The organism is Arthrobacter sp. UNC362MFTsu5.1 (assembly GCF_000685965.1).
GTDB lineage: Bacteria > Actinomycetota > Actinomycetes > Actinomycetales > Micrococcaceae > Arthrobacter.
Window position 1 is genome coordinate 1 of the sequence record NZ_JMLE01000008.1, and the last position, 25,543, is coordinate 25,543.

The window sequence follows — 25,543 nt, forward strand, 5'->3', positions numbered from 1 at the left end:
TGGCGCGCACTGCCGGCAGCGCCGCCGCCGTCGTTGTCGCCGCAGTGGCGGCGGCTGCCCTGGTCACCTGGCGCGTACGACGGCGGCTGGCGGATTCGCCGCTGCCTCGCCGGGGAGATGCCGGCGGAAGCCGCCAACCGCCGGGGCTGCTAACCGCCGTGGCTGTTAACCGCCGAGGTCGGTCAGCGGCACCGCCTCGGGCCGTTCGCAGCGGCTCGCCACCTTGACCGACTGCCCCAGGGCCGCTGACTCCAGCACGGATTCCATCACCTCAAGCACGTGGAAGGCCAGCTCCCCGCCGGCCCGCGGCTCACTTCCGGCCGGGGTCCGGGCGAGGTCGTGCAGGCCGTAACCGCGGGCGGAATCCACATAGCCTGCTGAAACCGGAAGCACCTCCCAGTCCTCGCCGCCCAGGCTGCGCAGCTTGACGTCGCCGTCGAAATGGTTGGGGTCCGGCACCACCAGAGACCCCGTTTCGCCGTGGATCTCCAGGTTGGCCGACTGTGTGGCCACCGCGTCGAAGCTCATCACCAGCGTGGACAGCGCACCGGATTCGTGCACCAGGACACCCGTCACATGCGTGTCCGTGCTGACCGGAACGGTCTCGCCGGCACGCGGTCCGGTGCCGATGGTCCGCGTCTCGCGGGTGTGGCTCGCCGCTCCGATGACGGAGGCCACCGGACCCAGCAGCGTCACCAGCGCCGAGACGTAGTACGGCCCCATGTCCAGCAGCGGCCCGCCGCCGGGCACATAGTAGAAGTCCGGCTGCGGATGCCAGCGCTCATGCCCGGGTGTCACCATCGTGGCCGTGGCCGAGATCGGCGCCCCGATCAGGCCGTCGTCGATCGCCTTGCGGGCGGTCTGGATGCCGGTCCCCAGGACCGTGTCCGGCGCGCAGCCGACGACGACGCCGGCCGCCGCCGCGGCCTCGAGCACCTTGCGTGCCTCGTCAGTCGTGGCAGCCAGCGGCTTCTCGCCGTAGACCGCCTTCCCGGCGGCAATGGCGCGCAGGGCGATGTCCGCGTGGGCTGCCGGGATGGTCAGATTCAGCACCAGGTCCACGTCCGGGTCCGCCAGCAGCTGGTCCACACCCAGCGCCCGCACGCCCGGTTGCCCGGCCGCCACGGCCTCGGCACGGGAGGGATCGAGGTCCGCCACCGCCACCAGCTTGACGGTGGTCAGCCGCGGAAACGTGGCCAGGTAGGCGGCGATGATGTTGCCGCAGCCCACCACGCCGATCCGCAGCGGTGACGCAGACGGTGACTCGAGCGGTGACGCAGTCGGTGATTCCAATTCGGTGGTTCCTAGCGGCTGGCCCACAGCATGCCCCTTTCAATGATGGTGCGGACGTTATTGTCCTTGAGGATCTCCACGCTGTGGCCGGGTGTGGCCACGAAGATCCGGCCTTCGCCCCACGACCGCGTCCACACCGCCGGCGAGACCACGTCCCGGTGCCACGCGTCCTTGTCCCTGGCGGGCAGCGTGGTGGTGGCCAGCACGTCGATGTAGTCGTCCGAGAGCACCCAGTACTGCTCGGTGAAGAGCTCAAAGTCGCCGATCCCCGCAGTGACCGGGTGCTCCGCAGCGGCCGGCAGCATGTTCACGGTGTACGTCCGGAAGTTGTCCGTGGCATCCCCGTGCAGCTCACCGTGGTCCTTGACCGGATGGCAGGCGAACTGGCCGCCGATCAGGTGCAGGTAGTCCGAATTGTTCCGGTAGGAATCGGCAATCCCGCCGTGCCAGCCGGCCATTCCGGTGCCAGCCTCGATCGCGGCGCGGAGCCCCTCGAACTCGGCCTTTTCGATGGTGGTCATGGTGTTGCACTGCACGATCAGGTCCACGCCGGCCATGTACTCGGCGTCCGCGTACACCGCCGCCGACTCCTCCACCCGCACAATGAAACCCTGCTCGCGGAGGAACGGGATAAAAAGGTCCGTGGCTTCGAGGGGCTGGTGTCCGTCCCAGCCGCCGCGCACCACCAAGGCATTCTTTGTCTCAGTCATTTGATGTCCTTTTCGTCAGTCCACTGAAGTCCAGCGGGAATCCTTGCCCGCACTGTGTTCCACTGCCGCCAGCACCCGCTGCACCTGGAGGGCGTCGGAGAACGACGGCGTGGGCTGGCTTCCGGCCCCGATGGCCGTCAGCAGGTCCACCACCTGGTGCGTAAAGCCGTGCTCGTAGCCGAGCCCGTGGCCCACCGGCCACCAGTTGCCGGTGTACGGGTGGTGGGCCTCCGTAACGTTGATCCGGCGGAAGCCGAGCGACTCCGGATCGGCGCCGCTGCCGCCGTCGTAGTAGTTCAGGTAGTTCATGTCCTCGAAATCGAAGGCGATCGACCCGTGCGAGCCGTTCACCTCCAGGCGCATGGCGTTCTTCCTGCCCAGCGCCGCCCGGCTTGCCTCGAAGACGCCGATGGGGCCGCCGTCGAACCGTGCACTGAAGATCACCGCATCGTCCACGGTCACCGGACCGCGCTCGACGTCGGCACCCACCGCGCCGCTGCCGCCAAGGCCCACGAAGTCCCCGCCGACGGGACGCTCCTTGGTGAAGGTCTCCATGATGGCAGAGACGCCCGTGATGCTCTGGCCGGTGACGAACTGGGCGGCGTCGATGCTGTGGGCGCCGATGTCACCGAGGGCACCGGAGCCCGACTTCGCCTTGTCCATCCGCCAGGTCAGGGGAGCGTTCTCGTCCGACAACCAGTCCTGTAGGTACTGTGCGCGCACCTGGCGGATGGTTCCGAGCTTGCCGTCCCGGACCATGTTCCGGGCCAGTGCAAGGGCCGGCGTACGGCGGTAGGAGTATCCGCACATGGCGAAAACCCCGCGGGCAGCTGCCTCGGCGGCAACCTCCGCCATTTCCTCGGCCTCCGCAACGCTGTTGGCCAGCGGCTTCTCGCACAGCACGTGCTTGCCGGCCCGCAGCGCGGCGATGGCAATCTCCGCATGGGTGTCGCCGGGAGTGCAGATGTCCACGAGGTCGACGTCGTCCCGCTCCACGAGTGCCCGCCAGTCCGTTTCCGTGCCGGCCCAGCCCAGGCGGCGGGCGGCAGCCGTCACCCGGTCAGCGTCCCGGCCGGCGAGCACGCTCAGCTCCGGGACCAGCGGGAGGTCGAAAAAGCGTGGCGCGGTGCGCCAGGCGTGCGAGTGGGCTGCGCCCATAAAGGCGTGGCCCACCATGCCGATGCGGATCGGCGGGGCGTCTGTGGCCGTCGGCGATTCTGGCGTAGTGCTTGCGGGCGTACTGCTTTCAGGCGTACTCATGTGGGTGATCTCCAAGGGTCATTTGCTGAAGCCGGCGGTGAGGCCGCTCAGCAGCTGGCGGCGGCCCACGATGTACAGGACAAGGATGGGCAGGGTGGTGAGGACCACGGAGGCCAGCACGGCGGGGATGTTCACGCTGTATTGGCCCTGGAAGGTCCAGAGCGCCAGCGGAAGCACGCGCAGTTCAGGGCTCTGCGTGAGGATCAGCGGGAGCAGGAAGCCGTTCCACACCCCCAGGCCGTTGTAGATGGCCACGGTGACGATTGCGGGCTTCACCAGCGGCAGCGCCAGTCGCCACATGGTCTGCCACTCGTTGCAGCCGTCCAGCCGCATGGACTCGAACAGCTCATCCGGCACGTCCCGGATGAAGTTGGCCAGGATCAGCACCGTGAGCGGGATGCCGAACGCGATGGACGGCAGGATCAGGGCCAGCAGGCTGTCGTAGAGGTTCAGCCGGATGATCAGCAGGTACACCGGGATGATGGTGGCCTGCAGCGGAATGGCCAGGCCCATCAGGAACAGGCCGTTGACGAGCTTCAGGAACTTCCCGCGGCCGCGGACAATCGCGAACGCGGCCATGAAGGAAAACAGCACCGTCGGCAGCACCGCTCCGGCCGTGACCAGCGCGCTGTTGAGGAAGTACCGTGCGAAGTCGGCTTCCAGCACCATCCGGTAGTTGTCCAGGGTGGGGTTCGACGGCGGTGCCAGCGGGTTTTCGCTGAAGTAGCCCGCCTGGCTCTTGAAGCTGGTGATGACGATGTAGTAGATCGGAATGATGATGACGGCGAGCCAGATCCAGCCGGCCAGGCCGCCGGGAAGGTTCAGCTTCCGGATCCGGCGGCCGAGGCCGCGGTTGGGCGCCGGCTCCGCGGGCTTCAGGGCTGCGGGCGTTGCTTTGGTGAGGGTGACGCTCATGGTCAGAGTCCTTCCAGCTGGCTGCCGCCGGCGTTCTTGCCGCCCAGCCGCTGCAGCAGCAGGGCCAGGCCGAGTCCCACCACCACCAGGATGACGGCGATGACGCTGGCGGGGCCCATCAGGTTGGCCCGGAACCCTGTCAGGTACATGTCCAGGGCAAGGATCCTGGTGGAGTTGCCCGGGCCGCCGGCGGTGAGCACGAAGATGAGGTCGAAGTAGGTCAGCGATCCCACCACCATGAGGGTGGAGGAGGTGATGATGGTGTATTTCAGCTGCGGCACGGTGATGTAGAAGAACTGCTTGACCCGGCCGGCGCCGTCGATCTCGGCAGCCTCGTAGAGCGACTTGGGGATCTGCCGCACGCCGCCCTGGTAGATCAGGGTGTGGAACGGGACAAACTGCCACGCGATCACGAAGATCACCAGGAACAGCACCAGCTGCGGCTGTCCCAGCCAGTCCTGGGCCAGGAACGGAAGGCCCAGGCCTTCCGCCAGGCCGAAGTTGGGGTCGAGCAGCGCCTTGTAGGCGATGGCGATGGCTGCTGAGGAGAGCAGCAGCGGCAGGAAGTAGAGCACCGCCAGCACCGCCCGGTACTTCTGGCTGCCTGCCGTGAAGGTACCCAGCAGCAGGCTGATGGGTGTCTGTACCAGCCAGGACACCACCATGATCACGAATGTCAGCCACACCGCGTTGTACATGACGGGATCGGACAGGACGGCGAGCCAGTTGTCCATGCCGGCCACGCTGATCGCACCGATGCCGTCCCAGTTGGTGAAGCTCAGGGCAACGACGCCCAGGAGCGGGAGGACGGCGAAAACCGCGAAGAACAGCAGCGCGGGCAGGACCATCCAGCCTAGCGATCCGCCCTGGGCCTTAGTGCCTGTGGTGCTGTGGTGCCCGGCAAGTTGCTGCTCCGCCGGCTCGCGGGCAGTGAGTGCTCCGGCGCTCATTTCCCAAGCGTCGCATTCATGTTTTCGGCAAACTGCGCCGGGGTGATGGACTTGAGGAACAGCTGGTCGATGTTGCTCAGCAGCGCCTCGGCGGCGGTGGGGCTGAGGGCCTGGTCCCAGGACTGCTGCAGGCTGGGTGCGTTCTTGCTCAGCGTGTACACGTACTTCAGGAAGTCCTTGTCCTCGCTGGAGGCGAGCTTGTCCTCGATGCCCTGGACAATTGGCACAGCGCCGGAAGAGATGTAGGCGGTGATCTCGTCCGTGGTCAGCAGGCCGTCCTTGAAGAACTTCTTGGCGGCCTCCTTTTCGGCGTCGCTGGCCTTCGCGGAGATGGACAGGTACTGGGCGGGGTTGCCCACGGTGTTGAGCGGATCACCCTTGCCGCCGCTGACGGTGGGGAAGTCGAACCAGCCGAGCTTGCCGTCCTTCACGAACGTGCCGCCGTCGTGCTTCATGCCTCCGTAGGTCCAGGCCCCGTGCAGCATCATGGCGGCCTTGCCGGTGAAGAGGAGTGCCTGGTCCGCGTTGCTGTCCGCCGTGATGGAGGAGAAGCCCTTGATGAAGCCGTTGGCGGACACCAGTTCCTGGATCTTGGCACACGTTTCCAGCACCGCCGGATCGGACCAGGCCTTGGCCTTGCCGTCGAAGATCGCCTGGAAGACTTCCGGTCCGCCGATCCTGTCCAGCAGGTATTCCAGCCACATCATGGATGTCCAGCGCGACTGGCCGCCGAGCGACAGCGGGGCAACGCCCATGTCATTGAAGGTCTTGGTCAGGGCGATCAGCTCGTCCCAGGTCTTGGGCGGCTGGGCGTTGGCCTTCGCGAAGAGTTCCTTGTTGTAGTAGAAGACAATCGGCGCCACGGTCTGCGTGGGTACGGCGTAGATCTTGCCGTCAACCGTGGCCGCGCCGAACGAGGACGGGAAGAGCTTGGCCTTGATGTCGGGATTGGCGTCGAACCAGCCGGTGAGGTCCTCCACCTGGCCCGCCTGTGCATAGGTCTTCAGCGTTCCGCCGCCCCAGCCGTAAATGATGGTGGGCGCCTGGCCTGCGCCGATGGCCGTTTTGATCTTGGTCTTGTAGGCATCGTTCTGGAAGACGGTGGCCACGATCTTGGAATCGGGGTTGGCCGCGTTGAAGGCATCCAGGCTCTTCTTCCGGATGGACTCGTTGGGTTCTCCGGTCAGCGACCAGAACGTGGCGCCGCCTGCCGGTGCCGTGCCGGGGCCGGAGGTGCCGCAGGCGGTCACCGTCCAGGCGGCCAGGGGAGTGAGGGCTGCAAGGGCAAGGAATGACCTGCGTGAGGAAAGACGTGATTCCATTCTGATCTCCATTGAAAAGAGCCGCGGCATTGCGGCGCCGGTGGCGGTGCTGCCCGGGCGGGCGGCACCAGCAATGAACAGAGGCTTTCGAAATATTTCGCAACTAATTCGTTGACTGAAATAGAAGTTAGCCCCGTTTTGGTCCCAGCGTCAAGGGTTTCCGCCCAAATATTGACGGCACTGCCGCGACTGGTGCAGACTTCAGCTACCGAAATATTTCGAGAAAGTTGCTGTGATGCCTGCAAAGACACCGAAGGCCAAATTGAACCTGGCCGATGTCGCGGCGCTGGCCGGGGTGTCCGCGCCCACCGTTTCCAAGGTCATCAACGGCCGCGACGACGTCGCCGAGCCGACGCGCGTCCGCGTCCAGAAGGCCCTCGTGAAGCTTGGCTACGAGTCGCCGATGCAGCGCAGGGTCAGGTCCGCCGGCCCTGTCCTGGTGGACCTGGTCTTTGACGGCTTGGACAGTTCGTACTCCCTGGAAGTGATGTCCGGCATCGTGGCCTGCGCCGCCGAGGAAGGCGTGGAGGTGGTCCTGAGCAGCGTGACCCCGGACAAACTCAAGAACACAGACCACGAGCAGTGGTCCCAGCGGCTGTTCGACGCCGGCCGCAAAGGCCTCATCCTGGTGACCTCCGAAATCACTCCCGTCCAGCTGGAATCCTTCCGGCGCAGGAGCATCCCGGTGGTGGTGATCGACCCGCTGAACCCGCCACGTTCCGGCTTTGTCAGCGTGGGCGCCACCAACTGGGCGGGCGGCAAGGAAGCCGCAGAGCACCTGATCGCCCTGGGCCACACGAAAATTGCCTTCCTGGGCGGCCCGGAGGCCGCGGAATGCAGCGTTGCCCGGCTCCACGGTTACCTGGCGGCCCTGCGCGCCAACAACATCCCGGCGAATCCGGACTACATTGTGTCGGGCCAGTTCCAGCGCTACTTCGGCGTCGCCGGTGCGCGCCGGCTCTTCGCCCTTGCAGACCGGCCCACGGCCATATTTGCCGGCAACGATGCCATCGCGCTGGGCATCCTGGACGAAGCCCGCGCGCAGGGGATCAGCGTGCCCGGGGACCTGAGCCTGGTGGGCTTCGACGGCACCGACATCACCGAACAATCCGTGCCACGACTGACATCCGTGGCCCAGCCGCTGCAGGAGATGGGGCGCACGGCGCTCCGGTCCATCCTGCGGCTGGCCAACGGGGAAGCCCTGGAATCAACCCATGTTGAACTCGCCACCCAGCTGGTGGTCAGGGACTCCACGGCGGCGCCCGCCGGCTGATTTCTTCCTGCAGCGTGCCGCACATTACACCACTTCGACTTAGTTCGTTGTGGTATATCGGGAATAAGGGTGCGATGGTGTAGGTTGCATTCCCGTCAGGGCACGAACATCAGAAAAGAGAAACACCCAAAGTGGCAACCGATTACGACGAAGTACGATCCGACGTCAAGGAATCCCAGGAGAACTCCCTGGAGGCGCTTCAGTCCGCCAACGCCCCCGACGCGCGAAGCGTTGTCCGGGAACTGGATGAGACCGACGCGCTGGACGACGGCATGGTCCCCGGCGGGGAGTTCGTCGCCGAGGAACTGGTGGTCCAGGTCATCCCCCAGGCGCAGGATGAATTCACCTGCTACTCCTGCTTCCTGGTCCGGCACCGGTCCCAGATCGCCCGCGAAAAGAACGGTCACGCCTATTGCGTTGATTGCGAAGGCTAAGGGGCGCCGCACCGTCTCCCGCTGTCCCTGAACCGGGAGACGGTCCCCTGAAATCTCACGGAAACGTGACCGGCCTACTGTTGTCACAAAGCAGTACGTTGAAGGGATTCCGATGCACCTGATGCCCCGTGAGCAGGAAAAGCTCATGATCGTGGTCGCCGCCGACCTCGCCCGGCGCCGCCAGGCCCGCGGCCTGAAGCTGAACTTTCCGGAATCCGTGGCGATTATCAGCTACGAACTGATCGAGGGCGCCCGGGACGGCCGCACCGTGGCCGACCTCATGAGCTACGGCACCACGCTGCTGACCCGGGACGACGTGATGGAGGGCGTGCCGGAAATGATCCACGACGTCCAGATCGAGGCCACGTTCCCGGACGGCACCAAGCTCGTCACCGTCCACGATCCGATCCGCTAGGGGCAGGCGATGATTCCAGGTGAGTACGTTCTCAGGTCAGCGCCCGTTGTGGTGAACGCCGGACGCGAGGCGGTGGACGTCGTCGTGGTTAACACCGGTGACCGGCCCGTTCAGGTGGGCTCGCACTACCACTTCGCCGAAGCGAATGCCGCCCTTGAGTTTGACCGGCTGGCCGCCTACGGCCGGCGGCTGGACATCCCGGCCGGCACTGCGGCGCGGTTTGAGCCGGGGGACAGCAAGACCGTCCGGCTGATCGAACTGGCCGGCAGCCGCGAGGTGTACGGTCTCAGCAACGCCGTGAACGGCAAGCTGGCAACGGCTGGTCCCAACGCAGAAAAGGGTGACGCCAAGTGAGCTTCGAACTGAGCCGCAGGCAGTACGCGGACCTGTACGGCCCGACGACGGGCGACGCCATCCGCCTCGCGGACACCGAGCTGTTCCTGGAGATCGAAAAAGACCTCACCGTGTACGGCGAGGAAGTGGTGTTCGGCGGCGGCAAGGTGATCCGCGACGGCATGGGCCAGAACGGCCAGGTGACGCGGGACGGGAACGTCCAGGGCGCAGCCGTTCCCGACACCGTCATCACCAACGCCGTCATCCTGGACTACACCGGCATCTACAAAGCCGACGTCGCGCTCAAGGACGGCCACATCTTCAAGATCGGCAAGGCTGGCAACCCGCAGATCGCCGACGGCGTGGACATCGTCATCGGCGCCAGCACCGAGATCATTGCCGGGGAACGGAAGATCCTCACCGCCGGCGGCGTGGACACGCACATCCACTTCATCTCCCCGGACCAGGTGCCCACCGCCCTCACCAGCGGCGTGACCACCATGGTGGGCGGCGGGACCGGGCCGGCCGAAGGAACCAAGGCCACCACGGTCACACCCGGCAAATGGCACATCCAGCGGATGCTGCAGGCCACCGAAGGGATGCCCATCAACATCGGGCTGTTCGGCAAGGGCCACGCCTCCGCCGTCGAGCCGCTGGCCGAGCAGATCCGCGCCGGTGCCATCGGGCTCAAGGTCCACGAGGACTGGGGTTCCACCACCTCATCAATCGACAACTCCCTGAAAGTGGCGGACGAATACGACGTCCAGGTGGCCATCCACACCGACACCCTCAACGAGTGCGGCTTCGTGGAGGACACCATCCGGGCCATCGGCGGCCGGGTGATCCACACCTTCCACACCGAAGGGGCCGGCGGCGGACACGCCCCGGACATCATCAAGATCGCCGGGCTCCCGAACGTCCTGCCCGCCTCCACCAACCCCACCCTGCCGTACACGCGCAACACCATCGAAGAGCACTTGGACATGCTGATGGTGTGCCACCACCTCAACCCGGACATCCCGGAAGACGTGGCGTTCGCGGATTCCCGCATCCGCGCCGAGACCATCGCCGCCGAGGACGTCCTGCAGGACCTGGGCATCTTCGCCATCACCTCCTCCGACTCCCAGGCCATGGGCCGGGTGGGCGAGGTGATCACGCGCACCTGGCAGGTGGCGGACAAGATGAAGAAGCAGCGCGGCGTCCTGAAGGATCCGGCAGGGGGTGCCCATGGTTCCGAGGAGAGCGACAACTTCCGGCTCAAGCGCTACGTGGCGAAGTACACCATCAATGCCGCCATCGCGCAGGGCATGGCCGACTCCATCGGCTCGGTGGAGGAAGGCAAGTTCGCCGACCTGGTGCTCTGGGACCCCGCGTTCTTCGGGGTCAAACCCGAGCTCGTCCTCAAGGGCGGCCAGATCGCCTACGCGCTGATGGGTGACGCCAACGCCTCCATCCCCACGCCGCAGCCACGGACGATGCGTCCCATGTTTGCCGCGTTCGGCAAGGCCGTGCAGCAGTCCTCCATCACCTTCCTGTCCCAGTCCGCCATCGACGCCGGTGTGCCGGAACAGCTGGGCCTGCAGAAGGTCATCCGTCCCGTGTCGGGGATCCGCACTCTGTCCAAGGCCGACCTCAAGTTCAACGACGCCACTCCGGACATCCAGGTGGACCCGGAAACGTACCAGGTGACCGTGGATGGCGAGGACGTGACCTGCGAACCGGCGGACGTGCTGCCCATGGCGCAGCGCTACTTCCTCTTCTAACCTCCCGAGCACCGGAGCACCCGTGATTATCGAAAAGATCCTCGGCAACCTGCACGACCTCCCTGCCGCCGAAACCGCAGCCTTCGCCGGGCTGCACCGGGAGAAGGTGGTGCTGCCCAGCGCCCAGCTGGTCAAGCGCATCCAGCGCGTCACCACGGACCACGGCAAGGAGCTGGGCATCCGGCTGCCGTCCGGTTCCGGGGACCTCCGCGACGGCGACATCCTGCACGTGGCCGAAACCAACATGATCGTGGTGTCCGTGCTGCCCACCGACGTCCTGGTGGTGGCGCCGCGGACCATCCACGAGATGGGGGTGGTGGCGCACTCGCTGGGGAACCGGCACCTGCAGGCCCAGTTCTTCGACGCCGCCTCCGAGTACGCGGCCGAGGTGATGGTGTGCCAGTACGACCACACCGTGGAGGACTACCTCAAACACGTCGGAGTGCCCTACAAGCGCCAGGAACGCGTGATGCCCGTTCCGTTCCGCCATGCTGAACACTCGCACTGACGCCGTGGCCGCGGCAGGCAGTTACCAGCTCGCGCTGCAGCAGCTGACCGACTCCGCCCTGCCCACAGGAGCGTTTGCGCACTCGCTCGGCTTCGAGACCTACATCGAGCGCGGCCTGGTCCATGACGAGGCGTCCTTCGGGGTGTGGCTGTCCGCGTTCATCGGGCAGCAGCTCACGTACTCCGACGGCCTGGCCATCAGGTTCCTCTACGACGGCGTTCCCCTTGCCGAGCTGGACCCGCTGCTGACTGCGCAGCTCCTGCCGCGGCAGCTGCGGGAGGCGAGCACCAAGATGGGCACCCGGCTGCTGGAGATCGGGTCCGAAGTGTTCCCTTCCCCGGAGCTGGCGGAGTACCGGGAGCTGGTGACCGCCGGCCGGGCCGCCGGCCATCAGCCGCTGGCGTTCGCCGTCGTCGCCCGTTCCCTGGGTGTGCCGCGCACCGAAGCGCTGGCCGCCTACCTTTTCGCCGCGGTCACGTCCCTGACCCAGAACGCCGTCCGTGCCATTCCGCTGGGGCAGAACGCCGGCCAGCGGCTGCTGCGGAAAGCGGCCGACGACGTCGCTGCCGCCGTCGAGCGGGTGGGGCGCCTGGCGCCGGACGACTTCGGGGCCGTCAGCCCCGGACTGGAAATTTCGCAGATGCGGCACGAGCGTCAACGTGCCCGCATGTTCATGAGCTAACTGTGCATATTACTGAGGAGGACAGCATGTCTGAACCCATCAAGATCGGCATCGGCGGACCGGTCGGCGCCGGCAAAACCCAGCTCGTGGAGCGGCTCACCCGGCACATGAGCCGCGAGATTTCCATGGCCGCCATCACCAACGACATTTACACCATCGAGGACGCCAAGATCCTGGCCGCCAACGGCATCCTGCCCGAGGACCGGATCATCGGCGTCGAAACCGGCGGCTGCCCGCACACGGCCATCCGCGAAGACACCTCGATGAACACCGCGGCCATCGAGGAACTCAAAAAGCGCCACCCGGACCTGCAGGTCATTTTCGTGGAATCCGGCGGCGACAACCTGTCCGCCACGTTCAGCCCGGAGCTGGTGGATTTCTCGATCTACATCATCGACGTGGCGCAGGGCGAAAAGATCCCGCGCAAGGCAGGCCAGGGCATGATCAAGTCCGACCTCTTCATCATCAACAAAACCGACCTCGCCCCGCACGTGGGCGCGGACCTCTCGGTGATGGAGCGCGATTCGAAGGAGTTCAGGGGCGAGAAGCCGTTCTGCTTCACGAACCTGAAGACAGACGAAGGCCTGGACGCGGTCATCGAATGGGTGCGGCGCGACGTCCTGATGCTCGACCTGGCCCGATGACGGCGGCCGTTGCTGCCGCGGTTGAGTCCCCGATGGGGGAGCTTGAGCTCGTCGTCGCCGTGCGCGGCGGCCGGTCCGTGGCCGCGCACCAGTACCATCGGGGTGCCCTCCGTGTCCTGCGGCCGCATTACCTGGATGACTCGGGCCAGGTTTGCTACGTCCTCGTGAATCCGGGCGGGGCGTATCTGGGGGCCGACCTCTATGTCATCGACGTGGAGGCGGGCGACGGGGCCAAAGTGCTGCTGACCACGCAGTCGGCCACGAAGATCTACCGGACCCCGGGGTCGTTCGCCGAGCAGCGCATGACCCTCCGGCTGGGGGAGGGGGCACAGCTGGAACTGGCTCCGGACCAGCTGATCGCCTACCGGGAGGCCAGCTACCGGCAGAACACGCACATCACCGTGCGGCCGTCGTCGAGCCTGGTGATGGCTGAAGTGGTGACGCCGGGGTGGTCGCCGGACGGGGCGTCGTTCCGGTACGAGGAACTGCGGCTCCGCAACGAGATCCACGTGGAGACACCGGACGGCACCAAAATGCTGGCGCTGGACAACCTGTTGATCCGGCCGCCGCTCAACGACGTCACCGGCATGGGATTTATGGAGGGCTACAGCCACCTGGGGTCGCTGGTGGTGGTGGACGCCCGGGTGGACCAGGCGCTCGCGGATGAGTTCCATGCGCTCACGGCCGGGCACGACGCCCATACCGGGGTGTCCCTGACCGCGTGCGTTGGCGGGACCACCGGCGTGGTGCTGCGGTCGCTGTCCAACTCCACGGAGGAACTCAACCGGCTGCTGGGCGCCTGCACCGCCCTGCTGCGTGAACGCTGGTACGGGCAGCCACCCCTGAACCTGAGGAAGTACTGATGACCGTGCTCAGCGGGTTCGCCGCGATGTACCGGGAACGGGAGCAACTGCCGCTCCGGACGCGCCTGCTGTTCGCGTTGGGTGCGGTGGCCGCACTGCATGTTGCCGCCGTCGTCCTGTTGCTTGCCAGTTCGGCGGGTGCCGCGCAACCGCTGGCACTGGGGCTGGTGCTCACCGCCTACCTGGCAGGCATCAAGCACAGCTACGACTGGGACCACATCGCCGCGATCGACAACTCGACGCGGAAGTTCGTGGCCCAGCACAAGGATCCCGTGAGCGTGGGGTTCGCCTTCAGCCTGGGCCACAGCTCGGTAGTGATCCTGGCCGGAGCGCTGGTGGTGGGCGGCGCCGCGATGGTGGGCGAGTTCATGGAGAAGGGAACCACCGGAAACCTGGTCCTGGGCCTGATCGGCAGCGGCGTCTCCGGGCTGTTCCTGCTGGCCATGGGCCTGTTCAACGGCTCGGCGTTCCTGCGGGCCGCGCGGGCGTACCGGAACGTGCAGGGCGGCGGGGAACTGCGGGACGGGGACCTGGAGGCCAGGGGATTCGTGGCACGCCTGCTGGCCAAACCGTTGTCCAGGGTCCAGAGGCCGCGGAACATCTACGTCATCGGCTTCCTGTTCGGGCTGGGATTCGATACCGCCACCACCATCGGGCTTCTGGTGATGACGACGGCGGCATCCCTCGCCGGGGTCTCCCCGCTGGCCCTTCTGGCGCTGCCACTGGCCTTCACTGCTGCCATGACATTGTGCGACACCGTCAACGGTGTGGCCATGATGCGCATGTACCGGTCAGCCATCCACAATCCGCGGCGGAAGCTCGGATTCAACGCCCTGATCACCGGTATCTCCGCCGTGTCCGCGCTTTTCATTTCGGCCATCACGCTGGGTGGATTCTTCAACGCGGCCTTTGGCCTGGAGGATCCCCTCACCACGTGGCTGGGTGCGGTGGACCTGGGCGAGGCCGGCCTGCTGCTCGTAGCGGTGCTGCTGGCCGTGTGGGGCGTTGCCGCGTGGCGGGGGCGGTTGAAGGTCCGTTCCCAAGCCGCCTAGGGTGTCTGGTTCTGCTGCCTCTCAGCGAGCCGCAGAAGTTGCCATTTGTGCACATCAGGCAGCCAATCCAACGGGGCCGAAGGGCCGATCCGGGGGTCGTCGGGAACACGGCCGTCCCGCACGTCCTGCACATAGGCGCGATCCTGCTCGATGCGTGCCCGCAGCTGCCCGGCTCCGCCGACTGAGCCGTGACCGGGGATGACGGCGTCAACGGCGTCGGCCACGTTCTCGAACAGCCGCAGCGCCGCGAGGTAGTCCCCGAGCGGATCCGCGGCCGCCAGGTCGAGGAACGGCATCAGGATGTCCGAAAGCATGTCGCCGGCGACCAGGACGCGGCGGTCCTCGATCAGCAGCGCCGCATGGCCCGGGGCATGGGCGTGGTGCTCGATGATCCGGACCGTGGGGCCGTCCCACGGAATATGCGTAGCCCCGGCAGGCAGGCCGGTGACGAGGCCGAGCAGATCCATCGGGATCTCGTCGGCGTACTCAGGCGGCAGCCCCTCGGCTACACGGGCTTCCCAATCAGCATGCGAGAGCAGGTCTTGGAGGGAGGCCGCGCAACGGGCTGTACCGTAGCGGGGCGCGTCGCCGAAGTCCGGGTGCCAGAGAACGTGGTCCCAATCAGGATGGGTGGAGAAGCCTGCGGCCACGGGCCGGCCCAGCTCGCGGAGGTCGTTCGCGAGGGCCGCCATTTCGTCGCCCGTTATGCCGGGGTCGATGAGCAACACCCCGTCCCGGCCCTGCACGACGATGGAATTGCTCTGGATGAACTCGCTCACATGAACGAGGACGCCCTCAGCGACGTGCTTCAGCATGACATGCCTTCCGCTTGTGGGTTTCGACCGCTGGTTGGGACGGTATTACCTGGCGACAGTCGATTGCAAGCACTTGAGATCGGCTGTGGAGACCCGGGCTGTTGGACCCCATGACGCGGACAGGGCCGGGTGGGAGGATAGGACGCATGGAACTGCACATCACAGGGGACCCCGCGGCGGACAAACTACTCAGCGACGACGCGTTTGCGCTGCTCACCGGCATGCTGCTTGACCAGCAGGTGACCATGGAATCGGCATTTGCCGGTCCCGAAAAGATCCGGACGCGCATCGGCTCCATGGACCCCGCGGCGATCGCCGGGTACAACCCCCAGGACTTCGTCGAGATGTTCAAGGAACGCCCGGCCGTCCACCGGTTCCCCGGATCCATGGCCGGACGTGTCCAGGCCCTCGCGGAAACGGTGCACCAGGACTGGGACGGGGACGCCACGGCCATTTGGACCCAGGGCGATCCCGACGGCAAGGAGGTGCTGCGCCGGCTGAAGGCCCTGCCGGGATTCGGCGAGCAGAAGGCAAAGATCTTCCTGGCGCTGCTGGGGAAGCAGTGCGGACTCCAGGCAGAAGGCTGGCGCGAGGCCGCTGGCCACTACGGCCAGCAGGATTCGTACCTGTCCGTGGCCGACATCGTTGATCCGGAGTCGCTGACCAAGGTGCGCGCCAGCAAGCAGGCTGCCAAAGCTGCTGCCAAGGCTGCGAAGTCCGCCGGGGACTGACGGCGACGGCCGGACGGCTGCGGCGCCGAAAGGCTCCAGGCCGGGAAGGCTCCAAGTAGGGAAGCCAGCTACGTGAAAGGCGGGGACCGTGAGTGAGCAGCCTGCAGGTAAGTTCGCCTCCCTCTGGGCGGCCACGAGCGCATCCACGGGATACGCCGCCCTCGATGAAGACCTCCATGGTGCCCTCGAAGTGGATGTGGCCGTGATCGGTGGCGGCATCGCCGGCCTCACCGCTGCGCTGGCCCTGAAGCAGGCGGGCCAGACAGTGGCGGTGCTTGAAGCAGCCCGCGTGGGCACCGGAGTCACCGGGAACACCACCGGCAAGGTCACGTCCCTGCACCGGCTGGCTTACACCGAGCTTGCGGGCCGCCACGGCAACGAGGCGGCCCGCCTCTACGGGCAGGCCAACGAAGCCGCGATTGAGCACGTGGCCGGAACAGTTGGCGCGGAGGGGATCGACTGCGGCTTCCGGCGGGTTTCCAACTACACGTACGCGGAATCGGAGGATTCGCTGGCCCTGGTCCGCGAGGAAGCGGCGCTCGCTGCCAGGCTGGGACTTCCCTCGTCCTTCACTACCGAGGTGCCGCTTCCGTTCACGGTTGGATCGTTCCCGGTCGCAGGGGCGGTCCGCTTTGAGAACCAGGCGCAGATCCACGCACTCCGGTACGTCCAGGGCCTGGCCAGCGCGGTGGACGGGGGCGGAAGTTTCGTCTTCGAGGACTCGCCCGCCACGGGTTTCCGGGACGGCTCGCCGGCCGTCGTCGACACGGAGCGCGGCTCCGTCCGGGCGCAGGAAATCATTGTCGCCACCAATATGCCGTTCGGGGACAACGGATTCTTCGCCGGGCGAACCTACGCGCACCGCTCGTACATCGTTGCCGCCCGCTCTGACGCTGCCCCTTTGGATTCGACGTTTGTCAGCGTTGACGAGCCGATGCGCTCCATCCTGACTACCGACATCGGCGGGATCAGTTATGTTCTGGCCGGTGGTGAAGGGCACCCCGCCTCGGAGCCGGTTGACTCCGCCGAACGGTACGGCAGGCTCGCCGCCTTCGCCCGGGACCGTCTCGGCGCCGAAGAGATCGCCTTCCGCTGGTCCACCCAGGACGCAATGCCCGCCGACGGGATGCCCTTCGTCGGGCGCCTGTCGCCGGACTTCCGGCATGTCCACGTGATCACCGGGCTGCGCAAATGGGGGCTGACCAACGGAACGGCCGCCGCCCTGATCCTCCGGGATCTGCTCTGCGGCCGCACCAACCCGTGGGCGGCATTGCTTGACAGCACCAGGGCCGTCCCGGCACGGGGTGCCGTGGCGCCGGAGGCGGCTCTTCGGGAGAAGGCACTTCGGGAGGCGCCTCTTCCGGAGGCGCCGGCCGCACCGCCCACGATCGCCCCGGGGCAAGGAAGAGTCGTGGACGTGGACGGAGCAAAGACCGCCGTCTACGTCAGCCCTGCGGGCGGCATCAGCGCCGTTTCGGCTGTTTGCACGCACCTGGGCTGCACGGTGGAGTTCAATGCGGCCGACGTGACGTGGGACTGCCCGTGCCACGGTTCCCGGTTCAGCACCGACGGCACCGTTATCCAGGGACCGGCCACCCGAAACCTCGAGGCCAGCCCGGCCCCTGCGGACCCCGGCTGAGCGCGGCCCGGCGTTAACCGGCCAGCTTGGCCCGAAGCCCGCCGATGATCACGTCCAGGCCGAAGTCGAAGGCGTGCCCGCCCCGTTCCTCCGACGGTCCCGCATTCCCGACTGCCCGCTTAAGTGTGGGGTAACCCTCCGCCGGCGGGTCCCAGACAATCTCCGGGGCCGCGAGGTCCAGGGCCGCGCCCAGGGCAAAACTGTCGATGGTGGAGATGGCCGCCACCACGTCCCGCCCCCGGAACCCCGCCGCCTCGAGGGCCAGCGCCAGGTCTTCGTAAAGCCCGATGACGTCCGGATCAGTGATCGTTTGCAGGACCAGGAGCGGCGCCAGCCGCGGGTGCCGGACGAACGCATCCCGGTAGGCGCGGATCAGGACCCGCAGGGCCGCCTCCCAGTCGCTGTGGTCCACCGGCGGATACGGCTCTTCGGTGATGATCCGGTGGCGCAGGAGCTCCAGGATCTCGTCCCGGCCGCTGACGTGGTTGTAGATGGAAGACTGGCTGACTCCGATCTTCTTCGCCAGCTTAGGGAAGCTGAAGTCGCCGCCCTCATCAACCAGCTCGAGGGCGGCGGTGGTGAGGGCCTCCACGGATATCAGCGGGAGGAGCGGGCGCCCCATGGGTTCTCCTGACTGCAGCTCTTCAAGGTCAGGACCAGCCTAGTCGGCACGACTCCCCGGGTCCGTTTTGGGAAAAGTATTGTGCTCTGCGCCACACGCATTCATAATAAACGAAAGCCTTTCGTTTAACAGGGCTCCCCAGAAAGGACGGACCAGTGCCGGATACCCAAACCAGACCACCGACGTCGTCCGCGGACGGCGCCCTCAAGCGCAATGCCCTCGGCACAGGCGGCATTGCCTTCCTCGTCATCTCGGCAGCAGCGCCGCTCACCGTGATGGCCGGTGTGGCCCCCGTAGCTATTGGGGTCGGCGGCATCGGCGCCCCGGCCGGCTACCTCCTGGCAGGCATCGTGCTCACCCTCTTCGCCATCGGGTTTATGGCCATGACCCGCCACGTCAAGGCGTCCGGCGGCTTCTACACGTACATTTCGCTGGCCATGGGCAAGACCGTGGGGTTGGCGTCCGCCATCCTGGCGATCGTCTCCTACAACTGCCTGCAGATCGGCGTCTACGGCCTCTTCGCGGTCCAGACCCACGACATGTTCAAGGTACTGTTCGGACTCGACGTGCCGTGGCCGGCCATCGCGCTCGCCGCCGTCGCCGCCGTGTGGTTCCTCGGCTACCGGGGGATCGACGTCGGTGCGAAGGTGCTCGGCGTGCTTCTGGTCGCCGAGACCGGCATCCTGGCCGTGATGGGAGTGGGCATCCTCGGCAGCGGCGGCGCACACGGAATCAGCGTGGGTTCCTTCAGCCCGGAGAACGCGTTCGGCCCGGGCGTGCTGGCGATCCTTGGCATCTGTTTCGCCGCCTTCATGGGCTTCGAGTCCACCGTGCTGTACCGGTCCGAGGCGCGCAACCCGGACAAATCCGTGCCGCGGGCCATGTACATCGCGGTCGGCTTTATGTCCGTTTTCTACGCCTTCATCGTCTGGACCGTGGTCCAGGCCTACGGCGAGGGCGCCGTGGTCGAGGCCGCCGGCGAAATGGCCGGCGGGATGTTCTTCCAGACCATCAACCACTACGTTGGCCCGTGGGCAGAAGTGGTGATGTATCTCCTGATCGTCACCAGCGTCTACGCCTCGCAGCTGGCCTTCCACAACGCGATCAACCGCTACGTCTACATGCTGGCCCGCGACGGAGTGCTGCCTGCCTTCCTCGGCAGGACGCACCACAGGTTCCAGTCCCCGCACCGGGCCGGCCAGCTGCAGACTGTCCTGGCCGCCCTGGTGATCGCCATCTGCGCCCTGCTCAACGCCGACCCCTACCAGCAGCTGCTGATCTGGGTGAACACCCCCGGGATCTTCGGCATCGTGGGACTCCAGGGCCTGGTTTCGGTGGCGGCCTTCCTGTACCTGCGCCGGAACCCCGACGCCGCGACGCACAAACTCATGGTGCCGCTCAGCCTGGCCTCGGCCATCCTGCTCTTCGGCGTGGTGCTGCTGATAGGCATCAACATCGAGCTGCTCACCTTCGCCGATGCACTGACCAACACCATCCTCATCCTGGTGACACCCGTCGTCTTTCTCGCCGGGCTTGCGGCTGCCCGCTGGGTCCGCCGCTGCCGTCCCGAAACCTTCGCGCAGATTGGAAGCTTCGAAACCCATGAATCCTGATGTGATCATCCTGGCCGACACCATCCACACCATGGAGGGCAGTTCCTCCGGAGGTCCCGCCCCGCAGGCGGTGGCCGTCGAGGGCGGCGTGATTGCCGCCGTCGGAAGCCGTGACGATGCCGAGAACTGGCCGGCCGCGGAGGTCATCGACTTCGGTGCCGCCGTGCTGACTCCCGGCCTGGTGGACTGCCACATGCACCCTGTCTTCGGCCTCGAACTGACGCGCGGCATCGACCTGTCCGGCGCCACCGACCTTGCTGGCGTGCGCGCACTGCTGCGTGCCCAAGCGGAAGCAACCCCCGCAGGGGAGTGGGTGCGGGGCTGGGGTCTTGATCCCAATGTGTTCGGATCTGCCACTGCCCACCGCGAACTGATTGACGACGTCGTCTCCGGGCTCCCGTGCCTCATCCGCCTCTTCGACGGGCATTCCGCGCTGGCCAGTTCCCGGGCACTCGAACTGGCCGGAGTCACCGGCCCGCGGGCTTTCGACCAGGCCTCGGAAGTGGTGTGTGACCGCAGCGGCAGGCCCACCGGGCTCCTGCTGGAGGCCGCCGCCGTCGAGCTTGTTGCGCAGGTGATGCCGGCGGAGTCCTTCGGCGAACGGAAGGCGAGGCTGGCGGAACTCTTCACACAGTTCGCGCGGTCCGGGCTGACCGGGGCGCACGTGATGGACTGCGGGGAGGGCTCGCTGGAGCTTTACCGTGCTCTGGAACAAGAGGCCCTCGAAGAAGAGGACCCCGGGCATGATCGGGCCGGCGGCCTTCCGCTGCGCCTGCGGATCTCACCGTGGTGCATGCCCGGCAGCGTCGAGCAGGACTGGCAGCGGCTTGCGGAACAGATCGGGGTGGGCGGGAAACGCTGGGAGGTAGCCGGCATCAAGCTTTTCGTTGACGGAACGGTGGACAACGGCACTGCGTGGCTCTTTGAGCCCGATACCTACGGGCAGTCGGTGACCCCGTTCTGGCCCCGCCCGGAGGAGTATGCGGCCGCGGTGCGCTTCTTCGCCGGCCGCGGGATTTCCACGGCTACCCACGCGATCGGCGACGCCGGTGTGGCCGCGGTCCTGGACGCCTTCGAGTCCCTGCCTCCCGCGGCGTGGCCGGTTGCACAGGAGGCCGTGCACCGGATCGAGCACCTCGAAACCGTCCCGGACGCCCTCATTGAGCGGTTCTCCCGCGCCGGCCTGGTGGCGAGCATGCAGCCGACGCACTGCACCCACTACTCCCGCGCCGACCACACGGACAACTGGTCCACGCGCCTGGGGGAGGAGCGCGCGAACAACGCCTGGCGGTGCGCGGACCTCCGCGCCGCGGGAACCACCCTGGGGCTCGGCTCCGACTGGCCGATCGCCCCCTTCGAGCCGCTGCCGATTTTGGCGGACGCGCAATTACGACGGCGGTCCGGCCATCCGGGCGAACAACCGGTGGTTCCGGGCCAGGCCCTCACGGCCCTGCAGGCGCTCGAAGGCTACACCTCGCACGCTGCCCGGGCCGCCGGGGAGTGGGCTGTTTCCGGGTCCGTCACCGTGGGCAAGCGCGCGGATTTCACGGTGTTCGACGCCGACCCGCTGACGGTTTCCCCGGATGACCTGGCCGCCGCCCGGGTTCTGGCCACGTTCGTGGACGGGCAGGCGCAGCACCTCGCCGTGGGCGCCCTCCGGTAACGACCGGGCTGAGGCGCGCAGGTCAGGGGGCGGCGTCGTAGTCGAACCGTTCGACGACGGCGCTCCCCCCGACTGCACACACGCCGACGACGCGGCCGGTGAAACCGCCTGCGACTTCGGTGGACACATACCGCCCGTCCAGCCGGGCCAGCGTCACGGTGGTGCCGCCCTGCTGAAATCCGAGGAGGATCTGGTCCGGGCCGGTGTTCTTGCCCGGCTGGCCCGCGAAGGGAGCGTCGGTGCAGCTGACCTCCAGCCGGACAGGGCTCGTTGATACAGGGCTCGTTGACGGATCCCGCGGGGCCGTCGCCAGCACCTGCCGCAGCGGCCCGATCTGGGCCACGGCCCTGACTTCGCCGTCGGACGCTTCAACCGCATACCAGTGGGAGTCGTCGATCCTCAGCACCAGCCTCACCGCCGTGCCTGCCGCCAGGCGGACAGTGGCGCTGGCGCTCCAGGCGTGGTCCCTGACCCTGGTCGCGAGGACGGGTGCGGAGCCCACGGGCCCACCGGCGCCGCCGGAATCTCCGGCGGCGCCGGGGTCCCCGCTGCTGACGAGGAGACCGCCTGTGGCCGGGGCCGTGAAGGACGCCGGATCATTGCCCGGGGAGATCCACCGCAGATGGAGCTGGTCCGCGGAAAAATCATCGGAAAAGGAGGTGTCCACGGCTGGCACCTGGTAGCGGTCCTCGTCGAACCCGGGCCAGCCGTCAGCCCAGTTGATGCCCGCGACGAAGGTTTCCCGCCCCAGGACGTGGTAGCCGGGGACCACGCCGCGGGGGCGTACGCCCAAGTAGACCGCCGCCCAACCGCCGTCGGCCGTTTCGACCAGGTCGGCGTGCCCCGCATTCTGTACCGTGGCAGCAGTGCTGCGGCGGCTGAAGACCGGGTTGTCCGGATACGGCTCGAAGGGGCCCGCCGGCGAGCTGCTCCGGCTGACCGAAACGGCATGGCCCCGTTCGGTGCCGCCCTCGGCGAGGACCAGGTACCACCAGTTGCCGTGCTGATAAAGGTGCGGGCCTTCGGGGAATGCGAGCCCGGTTCCCTGCCAAACCTTCCGCGGACGTTCCAGCAGCTGACCGGACAGGGGATCCAGGAGCGCCTGGACGATCCCCGATTCGTTCTCAGCGGGTCCAAAGCCCACCCAGGTGAGGTAGCAATTGCCGTCCGCATCCCACGCGATGTCCGGGTCGATGCCCAGGGTCCCCGGAATCCGGACCGGGTCGCTCCAGGGCCCCGCCGCGTTGCCGGCATGCATCAGCAGGTGGCCGCCGCCGAAGTCGCTCATGTTCGTGGTCACGAACCAGAACCGGCCGTTGTGGTACCTCAGGGTCGATCCGAAGATCCCGCCGGAAGGCCGGCGGTCCCCGGCGGCAAACTGGCTCCGCCGCGTGAGGATGTTCCCGATCTGCTCCCAGCTGACGAGGTCGCGGCTGTGGAAGATGGGCGCCCCGGGGAAGTATTCGAAGCTGGACGTAGCCAGGAAATAGTCGTCGCCCGCGCGGCAGATGGTGGGGTCCGGGAAGAAGCCGGGGATGACCGGTGTGATGGCGGCGGACGATGTGGCTGGCCGCGCCAGTTCCGCTGCACTGTCAATCATCAGGGCTCCATCCGTAGCAAAGTGTTCACTGCCGGCTTTCTGGGGCCGGCAGTTCCTACGTTAGGGCGCCCGGTCCGGCGGCTGGACCGGGGATTTCAATGGTTGGAACGTAAGACGGGCTGTTATGGCCGCCCCGCGTCCCGCACGCCGGAGCTGACTTCGGCCCGGTACCCGAGGTTTCGGGACACCGCCCTGGCCGTAGCCTGGACTGCCGGCGCCAGGACGTTCGGGGGAGTGGCGCCGTCGGGGACCACAATGGACAGTGCGGCAACCACGGCACCCTGGGCATCGAATATGGGTGACGCCACGGAAACGGTCCGGGAGGGCGCAGACCGTCTGATCATCGCGACGCCGGTGCGGCGGACGTCGGAGAGCGTTCGCCTGAGCTGGCCCTCCGGCATGGCGTCCACCCCGGCCTCCACGTCGGCGGGCTGACGGATCACAGCCTCCTGGAAATCCGCGTCCGCGCCGGAGAGGAGAACCAGGCCGACGGCGGTGGACCGTAGCGGCGCGCGGCCGCCCACCCGGTAGGCCACCTCGGTGGCCTCCTTGGAGGACAGCCGCTCAATCAGCACGGCCTCGTTTTTGTCCCGGACCGCCAGCAGGACGTGGTGGCGCGTTACTTCAAAGAGGTCCTCCAGATAGGGCAGCGCGATTTCCCGCACACCGTGGCCGCGGGGCGACAGCGATGCGACTTCCCAGAGCCTCACGCCCACCACGTACCGGCCGTCGTCGAGCCTTTCCAAGGCGCCCCACGCCACCAGCCGGGCAATCAACCGGAGCGCCGTCGGCGCCGGCATGTCTGCGTACCTGGCCATTTCGGACAGCGTCAGGGCACGACGACGGTCGGTGAAGACCGCGAGGAGGCTCAGGGCCCGGTCAATGACCGGTTCGCCCTGCTTGGGGCGCTTGCCGCGGACAGGAGCGGCAACGTCCGGACCGCTAGTCGGGACTGCTGTCATCTCACACCGTTCCTTCTTCGTCGCCAGTGACCCCCACCACAATAGTGTTTCGCCCAATGAAACTCCTAGCCGGTGTTCCATGGTCTCCGCGCTCACTGGGCGGGGCGTCACCAGCACCGGTTCAGACGGACTCCACCACTTTCGCCCGGGCGAGGCTGCCGAGGAACCTGGCGCTTTCCTTCGGGGTCCGTTCCTGGGTAGTCCGGTCCACCGCGATGAGGCCGAACTTGGGTCGGTAACCGAAGATCCACTCGTAGTTGTCGAAGGCAGTCCACGCAATGTAGCCGCGCACGTCGATCCCGTCCGCCAGGCAGGAGGCAACGCCGTCCACCGCCGTGCGGAGGTAGGCAAGCCGCTGGGTGTCGTCCTCGGTGGCAAGGCCGTTCTCCGTGACGATCACGGGAATGCCGGCAACGCGGTGAGCTTCCCGAATGGTGGCCTCAAGGCCCTGGGGGTAGATCTCCTCGCCCATCTGGTTGGTGGGGACGCCCTCCGCAGCCGGAGCCAATCCGTCCGGACCGAAGACGGTGCGGCCATAGGTCTGGATTCCCACGAAGTCGTCGCTGCGGGAGGCTTCCAGAAAGCGTTCGTTGACGTCGCGGCGGGCCGAGTCAGCAAAGTCCTGGCCGCCGTCGATGGACTGGATATCGGAGTTTGCAAGCGTCCAGCCCACCTGCAGCTCCGGCCGCCTGGCCTTGATGGCTGCCGTGGCGGCCCGGTGCGCCGCCAGCTTTACGTCAAACGCGGCCTCTGTGGCAGTGAACTGGAACGGGGCCACCGTACTGGCGGGCACGCCCAAACGCTCCGCGGCTGTAGCCCAAACCGGAACAGAACCGCGGTCTTCCGGGGCCTCGCTGAACAGTCCGATGGATTTCAGTAGCCAGGGAAGGTTGGGTTCATTCAGGGTGCAGGCGATGCCAATGAGGTCGCCCAGGTGCGCCATGGCCCGGTCGCAGTAGCGGGCAAAGAGCCCGGCGGTCCTCGGACCTTCCCAGCCGCCGGCCGCCAGAAGCCACAGCGGCGAGGTGAAGTGGTGGAACGTGACCACCGGGGTGAGCCCGTGCTCATGGCAGGCCTCCAGGACGCGGCGGTAGTGGTTCAGTTCCGCCACCGAGAAATGTCCTTCTTCGGGCTCGATGCGGGCCCACTCCAGCGAGAAGCGGTAGCTGGTGAACCCCAGGCCGGCGATCAGGGCGATGTCCTCGCGGTACCGGTGGTAGTGGTCCACGGCGTCCCCGGACGGTTCGGCGAAGATCGTTTCGGGAAGCCTTTCCAGGAACCAGCAGTCACTGTTGACGTTGTTTCCCTCGACCTGGTGGGCTGCCGTGGCGACGCCCCAAAGGAAATCCTGCGGGAAGGCAAAAGAGTCGGTCATCTGGTTCCTTTCGATGCGAGCCCCAGGCGACTGTGCGGGGGGCTGACTGTCCATCCTCTGTGCCCGGCGCCGGACCATGGGCAGCCGTTTTCATTGATTGAAAGAC

General features: G+C 67.0%; 25 protein-coding genes. 14 read left to right on the forward strand and 11 right to left on the reverse strand.

From position 1 onward, the window contains the following. Nucleotides 1-165 precede the first annotated feature (165 nt). The 6 genes from BS38_RS0109310 to BS38_RS0109335 all read right to left on the reverse strand — a co-directional run bounded on the left by BS38_RS0109310 (nt 166) and on the right by BS38_RS0109335 (nt 6,450). Nucleotides 166-1,293: a Gfo/Idh/MocA family protein gene (locus BS38_RS0109310; protein ID WP_051628831.1), complete on the reverse strand. Its 1,128-nt coding sequence runs from the start codon at nt 1,291-1,293 to the stop codon at nt 166-168. Nucleotides 1,294-1,304: 11 nt separating this feature from the next. Next, nucleotides 1,305-2,003: a ThuA domain-containing protein gene (locus BS38_RS0109315; RefSeq protein ID WP_028270555.1), complete on the reverse strand. Its 699-nt coding sequence runs from the start codon at nt 2,001-2,003 to the stop codon at nt 1,305-1,307. A 15-nt stretch (nt 2,004-2,018) separates the two neighbouring features. After that, nucleotides 2,019-3,179, reverse strand: a complete 1,161-nt coding sequence (locus tag BS38_RS0109320) for a Gfo/Idh/MocA family protein (RefSeq protein ID WP_043438237.1) — start codon at nt 3,177-3,179, stop codon at nt 2,019-2,021. A 102-nt stretch (nt 3,180-3,281) separates the two neighbouring features. Beyond that, the gene (locus BS38_RS0109325) at nt 3,282-4,178 is read right to left on the reverse strand and encodes a carbohydrate ABC transporter permease (RefSeq protein ID WP_028270557.1); all 897 of its coding nucleotides are present in this window, start codon (nt 4,176-4,178) and stop codon (nt 3,282-3,284) included. A gap of 2 nt (nt 4,179-4,180) precedes the next feature. Next, the gene (locus BS38_RS0109330; protein WP_051628832.1) at nt 4,181-5,026 is read right to left on the reverse strand and encodes a carbohydrate ABC transporter permease; all 846 of its coding nucleotides are present in this window, start codon (nt 5,024-5,026) and stop codon (nt 4,181-4,183) included. Nucleotides 5,027-5,124: 98 nt separating this feature from the next. Next, nucleotides 5,125-6,450 (reverse strand): extracellular solute-binding protein, encoded by a 1,326-nt coding sequence (locus tag BS38_RS0109335; protein WP_028270559.1) that lies wholly within the window; start codon nt 6,448-6,450, stop codon nt 5,125-5,127. 235 nt (nt 6,451-6,685) lie between these two features. Here BS38_RS0109335 and BS38_RS0109340 point away from each other — a divergent pair, with 235 nt between their 5' ends. The 10 genes from BS38_RS0109340 to BS38_RS0109385 all read left to right on the forward strand — a co-directional run bounded on the left by BS38_RS0109340 (nt 6,686) and on the right by BS38_RS0109385 (nt 14,417). Beyond that, the gene (locus BS38_RS0109340; protein WP_028270560.1) at nt 6,686-7,723 is read left to right on the forward strand and encodes a LacI family DNA-binding transcriptional regulator; all 1,038 of its coding nucleotides are present in this window, start codon (nt 6,686-6,688) and stop codon (nt 7,721-7,723) included. A gap of 131 nt (nt 7,724-7,854) precedes the next feature. Further along, nucleotides 7,855-8,157 (forward strand): DUF4193 domain-containing protein, encoded by a 303-nt coding sequence (locus BS38_RS0109345; RefSeq protein ID WP_028270561.1) that lies wholly within the window; start codon nt 7,855-7,857, stop codon nt 8,155-8,157. Nucleotides 8,158-8,269: 112 nt separating this feature from the next. Further along, nucleotides 8,270-8,572, forward strand: a complete 303-nt coding sequence (locus tag BS38_RS0109350; protein ID WP_011690112.1) for an urease subunit gamma — start codon at nt 8,270-8,272, stop codon at nt 8,570-8,572. Nucleotides 8,573-8,581: 9 nt separating this feature from the next. Next, nucleotides 8,582-8,926, forward strand: coding sequence for an urease subunit beta (locus BS38_RS0109355; RefSeq protein WP_028270562.1), 345 nt, complete (start codon nt 8,582-8,584; stop codon nt 8,924-8,926). Then, entirely contained in the window at nt 8,923-10,668 is a 1,746-nt protein-coding gene (gene ureC, locus BS38_RS0109360; protein WP_028270563.1) for an urease subunit alpha, read from the forward strand. Before BS38_RS0109355 ends, ureC begins: the two co-directional genes overlap by 4 nt. 22 nt (nt 10,669-10,690) lie before the next feature. Beyond that, a complete protein-coding gene (ureE, locus tag BS38_RS0109365; protein WP_028270564.1) occupies nt 10,691-11,176 on the forward strand; it encodes an urease accessory protein UreE in 486 nt (161 codons plus the stop codon). After that, on the forward strand, nt 11,157-11,858 hold the full coding sequence (locus tag BS38_RS0109370; protein WP_051628818.1) for an urease accessory protein UreF: 702 nt from the start codon (nt 11,157-11,159) through the stop codon (nt 11,856-11,858). The genes ureE and BS38_RS0109370 overlap by 20 nt, the downstream gene beginning before the upstream one ends. A 26-nt stretch (nt 11,859-11,884) precedes the next feature. Continuing rightward, nucleotides 11,885-12,502, forward strand: coding sequence for an urease accessory protein UreG (ureG, locus tag BS38_RS0109375; protein ID WP_028270566.1), 618 nt, complete (start codon nt 11,885-11,887; stop codon nt 12,500-12,502). Further along, nucleotides 12,499-13,365 carry an urease accessory protein UreD gene (locus BS38_RS0109380; RefSeq protein WP_051628819.1) on the forward strand — a complete coding sequence of 289 codons (867 nt, stop codon included), beginning with the start codon at nt 12,499-12,501 and terminating at the stop codon, nt 13,363-13,365. Before ureG ends, BS38_RS0109380 begins: the two co-directional genes overlap by 4 nt. Continuing rightward, nucleotides 13,365-14,417 (forward strand): HoxN/HupN/NixA family nickel/cobalt transporter, encoded by a 1,053-nt coding sequence (locus BS38_RS0109385; protein WP_028270568.1) that lies wholly within the window; start codon nt 13,365-13,367, stop codon nt 14,415-14,417. Before BS38_RS0109380 ends, BS38_RS0109385 begins: the two co-directional genes overlap by 1 nt. Here BS38_RS0109385 and BS38_RS0109390 read toward each other — a convergent pair. Continuing rightward, nucleotides 14,414-15,232 carry an MBL fold metallo-hydrolase gene (locus tag BS38_RS0109390; protein ID WP_028270569.1) on the reverse strand — a complete coding sequence of 273 codons (819 nt, stop codon included), beginning with the start codon at nt 15,230-15,232 and terminating at the stop codon, nt 14,414-14,416. The two genes, BS38_RS0109385 and BS38_RS0109390, sit on opposite strands and share 4 nt — an antisense overlap. A gap of 146 nt (nt 15,233-15,378) precedes the next feature. On the opposite strand from BS38_RS0109390, the gene BS38_RS0109395 reads away from it, so the two are divergent. Both BS38_RS0109395 and BS38_RS0109400 read left to right on the forward strand, forming a co-directional pair. Then, nucleotides 15,379-15,963 carry an HhH-GPD-type base excision DNA repair protein gene (locus tag BS38_RS0109395; RefSeq protein ID WP_028270570.1) on the forward strand — a complete coding sequence of 195 codons (585 nt, stop codon included), beginning with the start codon at nt 15,379-15,381 and terminating at the stop codon, nt 15,961-15,963. 88 nt (nt 15,964-16,051) lie between these two features. Beyond that, the gene (locus BS38_RS0109400; protein WP_028270571.1) at nt 16,052-17,602 is read left to right on the forward strand and encodes an FAD-dependent oxidoreductase; all 1,551 of its coding nucleotides are present in this window, start codon (nt 16,052-16,054) and stop codon (nt 17,600-17,602) included. 13 nt (nt 17,603-17,615) lie between these two features. On the opposite strand, the gene BS38_RS0109405 is transcribed toward BS38_RS0109400, so the two are convergent. Next, nucleotides 17,616-18,224: a TetR/AcrR family transcriptional regulator gene (locus BS38_RS0109405; RefSeq protein WP_028270572.1), complete on the reverse strand. Its 609-nt coding sequence runs from the start codon at nt 18,222-18,224 to the stop codon at nt 17,616-17,618. Between the two features lie 155 nt (nt 18,225-18,379). On the opposite strand from BS38_RS0109405, the gene BS38_RS0109410 reads away from it, so the two are divergent. Together BS38_RS0109410 and BS38_RS0109415 are read left to right on the forward strand one after the other, a co-directional pair. After that, the gene (locus BS38_RS0109410) at nt 18,380-19,837 is read left to right on the forward strand and encodes an APC family permease (RefSeq protein ID WP_028270573.1); all 1,458 of its coding nucleotides are present in this window, start codon (nt 18,380-18,382) and stop codon (nt 19,835-19,837) included. Next, nucleotides 19,827-21,500 carry an amidohydrolase gene (locus BS38_RS0109415; RefSeq protein WP_028270574.1) on the forward strand — a complete coding sequence of 558 codons (1,674 nt, stop codon included), beginning with the start codon at nt 19,827-19,829 and terminating at the stop codon, nt 21,498-21,500. Before BS38_RS0109410 ends, BS38_RS0109415 begins: the two co-directional genes overlap by 11 nt. Nucleotides 21,501-21,522: 22 nt before the next feature. Here the strand turns inward: BS38_RS0109415 and BS38_RS0109420 are convergent, their stop codons facing one another. The 3 genes from BS38_RS0109420 to BS38_RS0109430 form a co-directional block, all read right to left on the reverse strand. Next, complete coding sequence (locus BS38_RS0109420) at nt 21,523-23,100, reverse strand: glycoside hydrolase family 43 protein (RefSeq protein WP_051628820.1); 1,578 nt, start codon at nt 23,098-23,100, stop codon at nt 21,523-21,525. A 122-nt stretch (nt 23,101-23,222) separates the two neighbouring features. Further along, nucleotides 23,223-24,062 (reverse strand): IclR family transcriptional regulator, encoded by an 840-nt coding sequence (locus tag BS38_RS24805; RefSeq protein WP_051628821.1) that lies wholly within the window; start codon nt 24,060-24,062, stop codon nt 23,223-23,225. Nucleotides 24,063-24,183: 121 nt separating this feature from the next. Further along, on the reverse strand, nt 24,184-25,437 hold the full coding sequence (locus tag BS38_RS0109430; RefSeq protein WP_028270576.1) for a glycoside hydrolase family 1 protein: 1,254 nt from the start codon (nt 25,435-25,437) through the stop codon (nt 24,184-24,186). Nucleotides 25,438-25,543 lie beyond the last annotated feature (106 nt).

Excerpts from the sequence above, each read along its gene's own strand:
- BS38_RS0109350 (WP_011690112.1), top strand. The coding sequence starts at position 8,270 with ATGCACCTGATGCCCCGTGAGCAGGAAAAGCTCATGATCGTGGTCGCC.
- BS38_RS0109420 (WP_051628820.1), bottom strand. The coding sequence starts at position 23,100 with ATGATTGACAGTGCAGCGGAACTGGCGCGGCCAGCCACATCGTCCGCC.
- BS38_RS0109385 (WP_028270568.1), top strand. The coding sequence starts at position 13,365 with ATGACCGTGCTCAGCGGGTTCGCCGCGATGTACCGGGAACGGGAGCAA.
- BS38_RS0109380 (WP_051628819.1), top strand. The coding sequence starts at position 12,499 with ATGACGGCGGCCGTTGCTGCCGCGGTTGAGTCCCCGATGGGGGAGCTT.
- BS38_RS0109415 (WP_028270574.1), top strand. The coding sequence starts at position 19,827 with ATGAATCCTGATGTGATCATCCTGGCCGACACCATCCACACCATGGAG.
- BS38_RS0109405 (WP_028270572.1), bottom strand. The coding sequence starts at position 18,224 with ATGGGGCGCCCGCTCCTCCCGCTGATATCCGTGGAGGCCCTCACCACC.
- BS38_RS0109335 (WP_028270559.1), bottom strand. The coding sequence starts at position 6,450 with ATGGAATCACGTCTTTCCTCACGCAGGTCATTCCTTGCCCTTGCAGCC.
- ureG (WP_028270566.1), top strand. The coding sequence starts at position 11,885 with ATGTCTGAACCCATCAAGATCGGCATCGGCGGACCGGTCGGCGCCGGC.
- BS38_RS24805 (WP_051628821.1), bottom strand. The coding sequence starts at position 24,062 with ATGACAGCAGTCCCGACTAGCGGTCCGGACGTTGCCGCTCCTGTCCGC.
- BS38_RS0109315 (WP_028270555.1), bottom strand. The coding sequence starts at position 2,003 with ATGACTGAGACAAAGAATGCCTTGGTGGTGCGCGGCGGCTGGGACGGA.
- BS38_RS0109355 (WP_028270562.1), top strand. The coding sequence starts at position 8,582 with ATGATTCCAGGTGAGTACGTTCTCAGGTCAGCGCCCGTTGTGGTGAAC.
- BS38_RS0109395 (WP_028270570.1), top strand. The coding sequence starts at position 15,379 with ATGGAACTGCACATCACAGGGGACCCCGCGGCGGACAAACTACTCAGC.
- BS38_RS0109340 (WP_028270560.1), top strand. The coding sequence starts at position 6,686 with ATGCCTGCAAAGACACCGAAGGCCAAATTGAACCTGGCCGATGTCGCG.
- BS38_RS0109370 (WP_051628818.1), top strand. The coding sequence starts at position 11,157 with ATGCTGAACACTCGCACTGACGCCGTGGCCGCGGCAGGCAGTTACCAG.
- BS38_RS0109325 (WP_028270557.1), bottom strand. The coding sequence starts at position 4,178 with ATGAGCGTCACCCTCACCAAAGCAACGCCCGCAGCCCTGAAGCCCGCG.
- BS38_RS0109390 (WP_028270569.1), bottom strand. The coding sequence starts at position 15,232 with ATGCTGAAGCACGTCGCTGAGGGCGTCCTCGTTCATGTGAGCGAGTTC.
- BS38_RS0109320 (WP_043438237.1), bottom strand. The coding sequence starts at position 3,179 with ATGGTGGGCCACGCCTTTATGGGCGCAGCCCACTCGCACGCCTGGCGC.
- BS38_RS0109330 (WP_051628832.1), bottom strand. The coding sequence starts at position 5,026 with ATGGTCCTGCCCGCGCTGCTGTTCTTCGCGGTTTTCGCCGTCCTCCCG.
- BS38_RS0109430 (WP_028270576.1), bottom strand. The coding sequence starts at position 25,437 with ATGACCGACTCTTTTGCCTTCCCGCAGGATTTCCTTTGGGGCGTCGCC.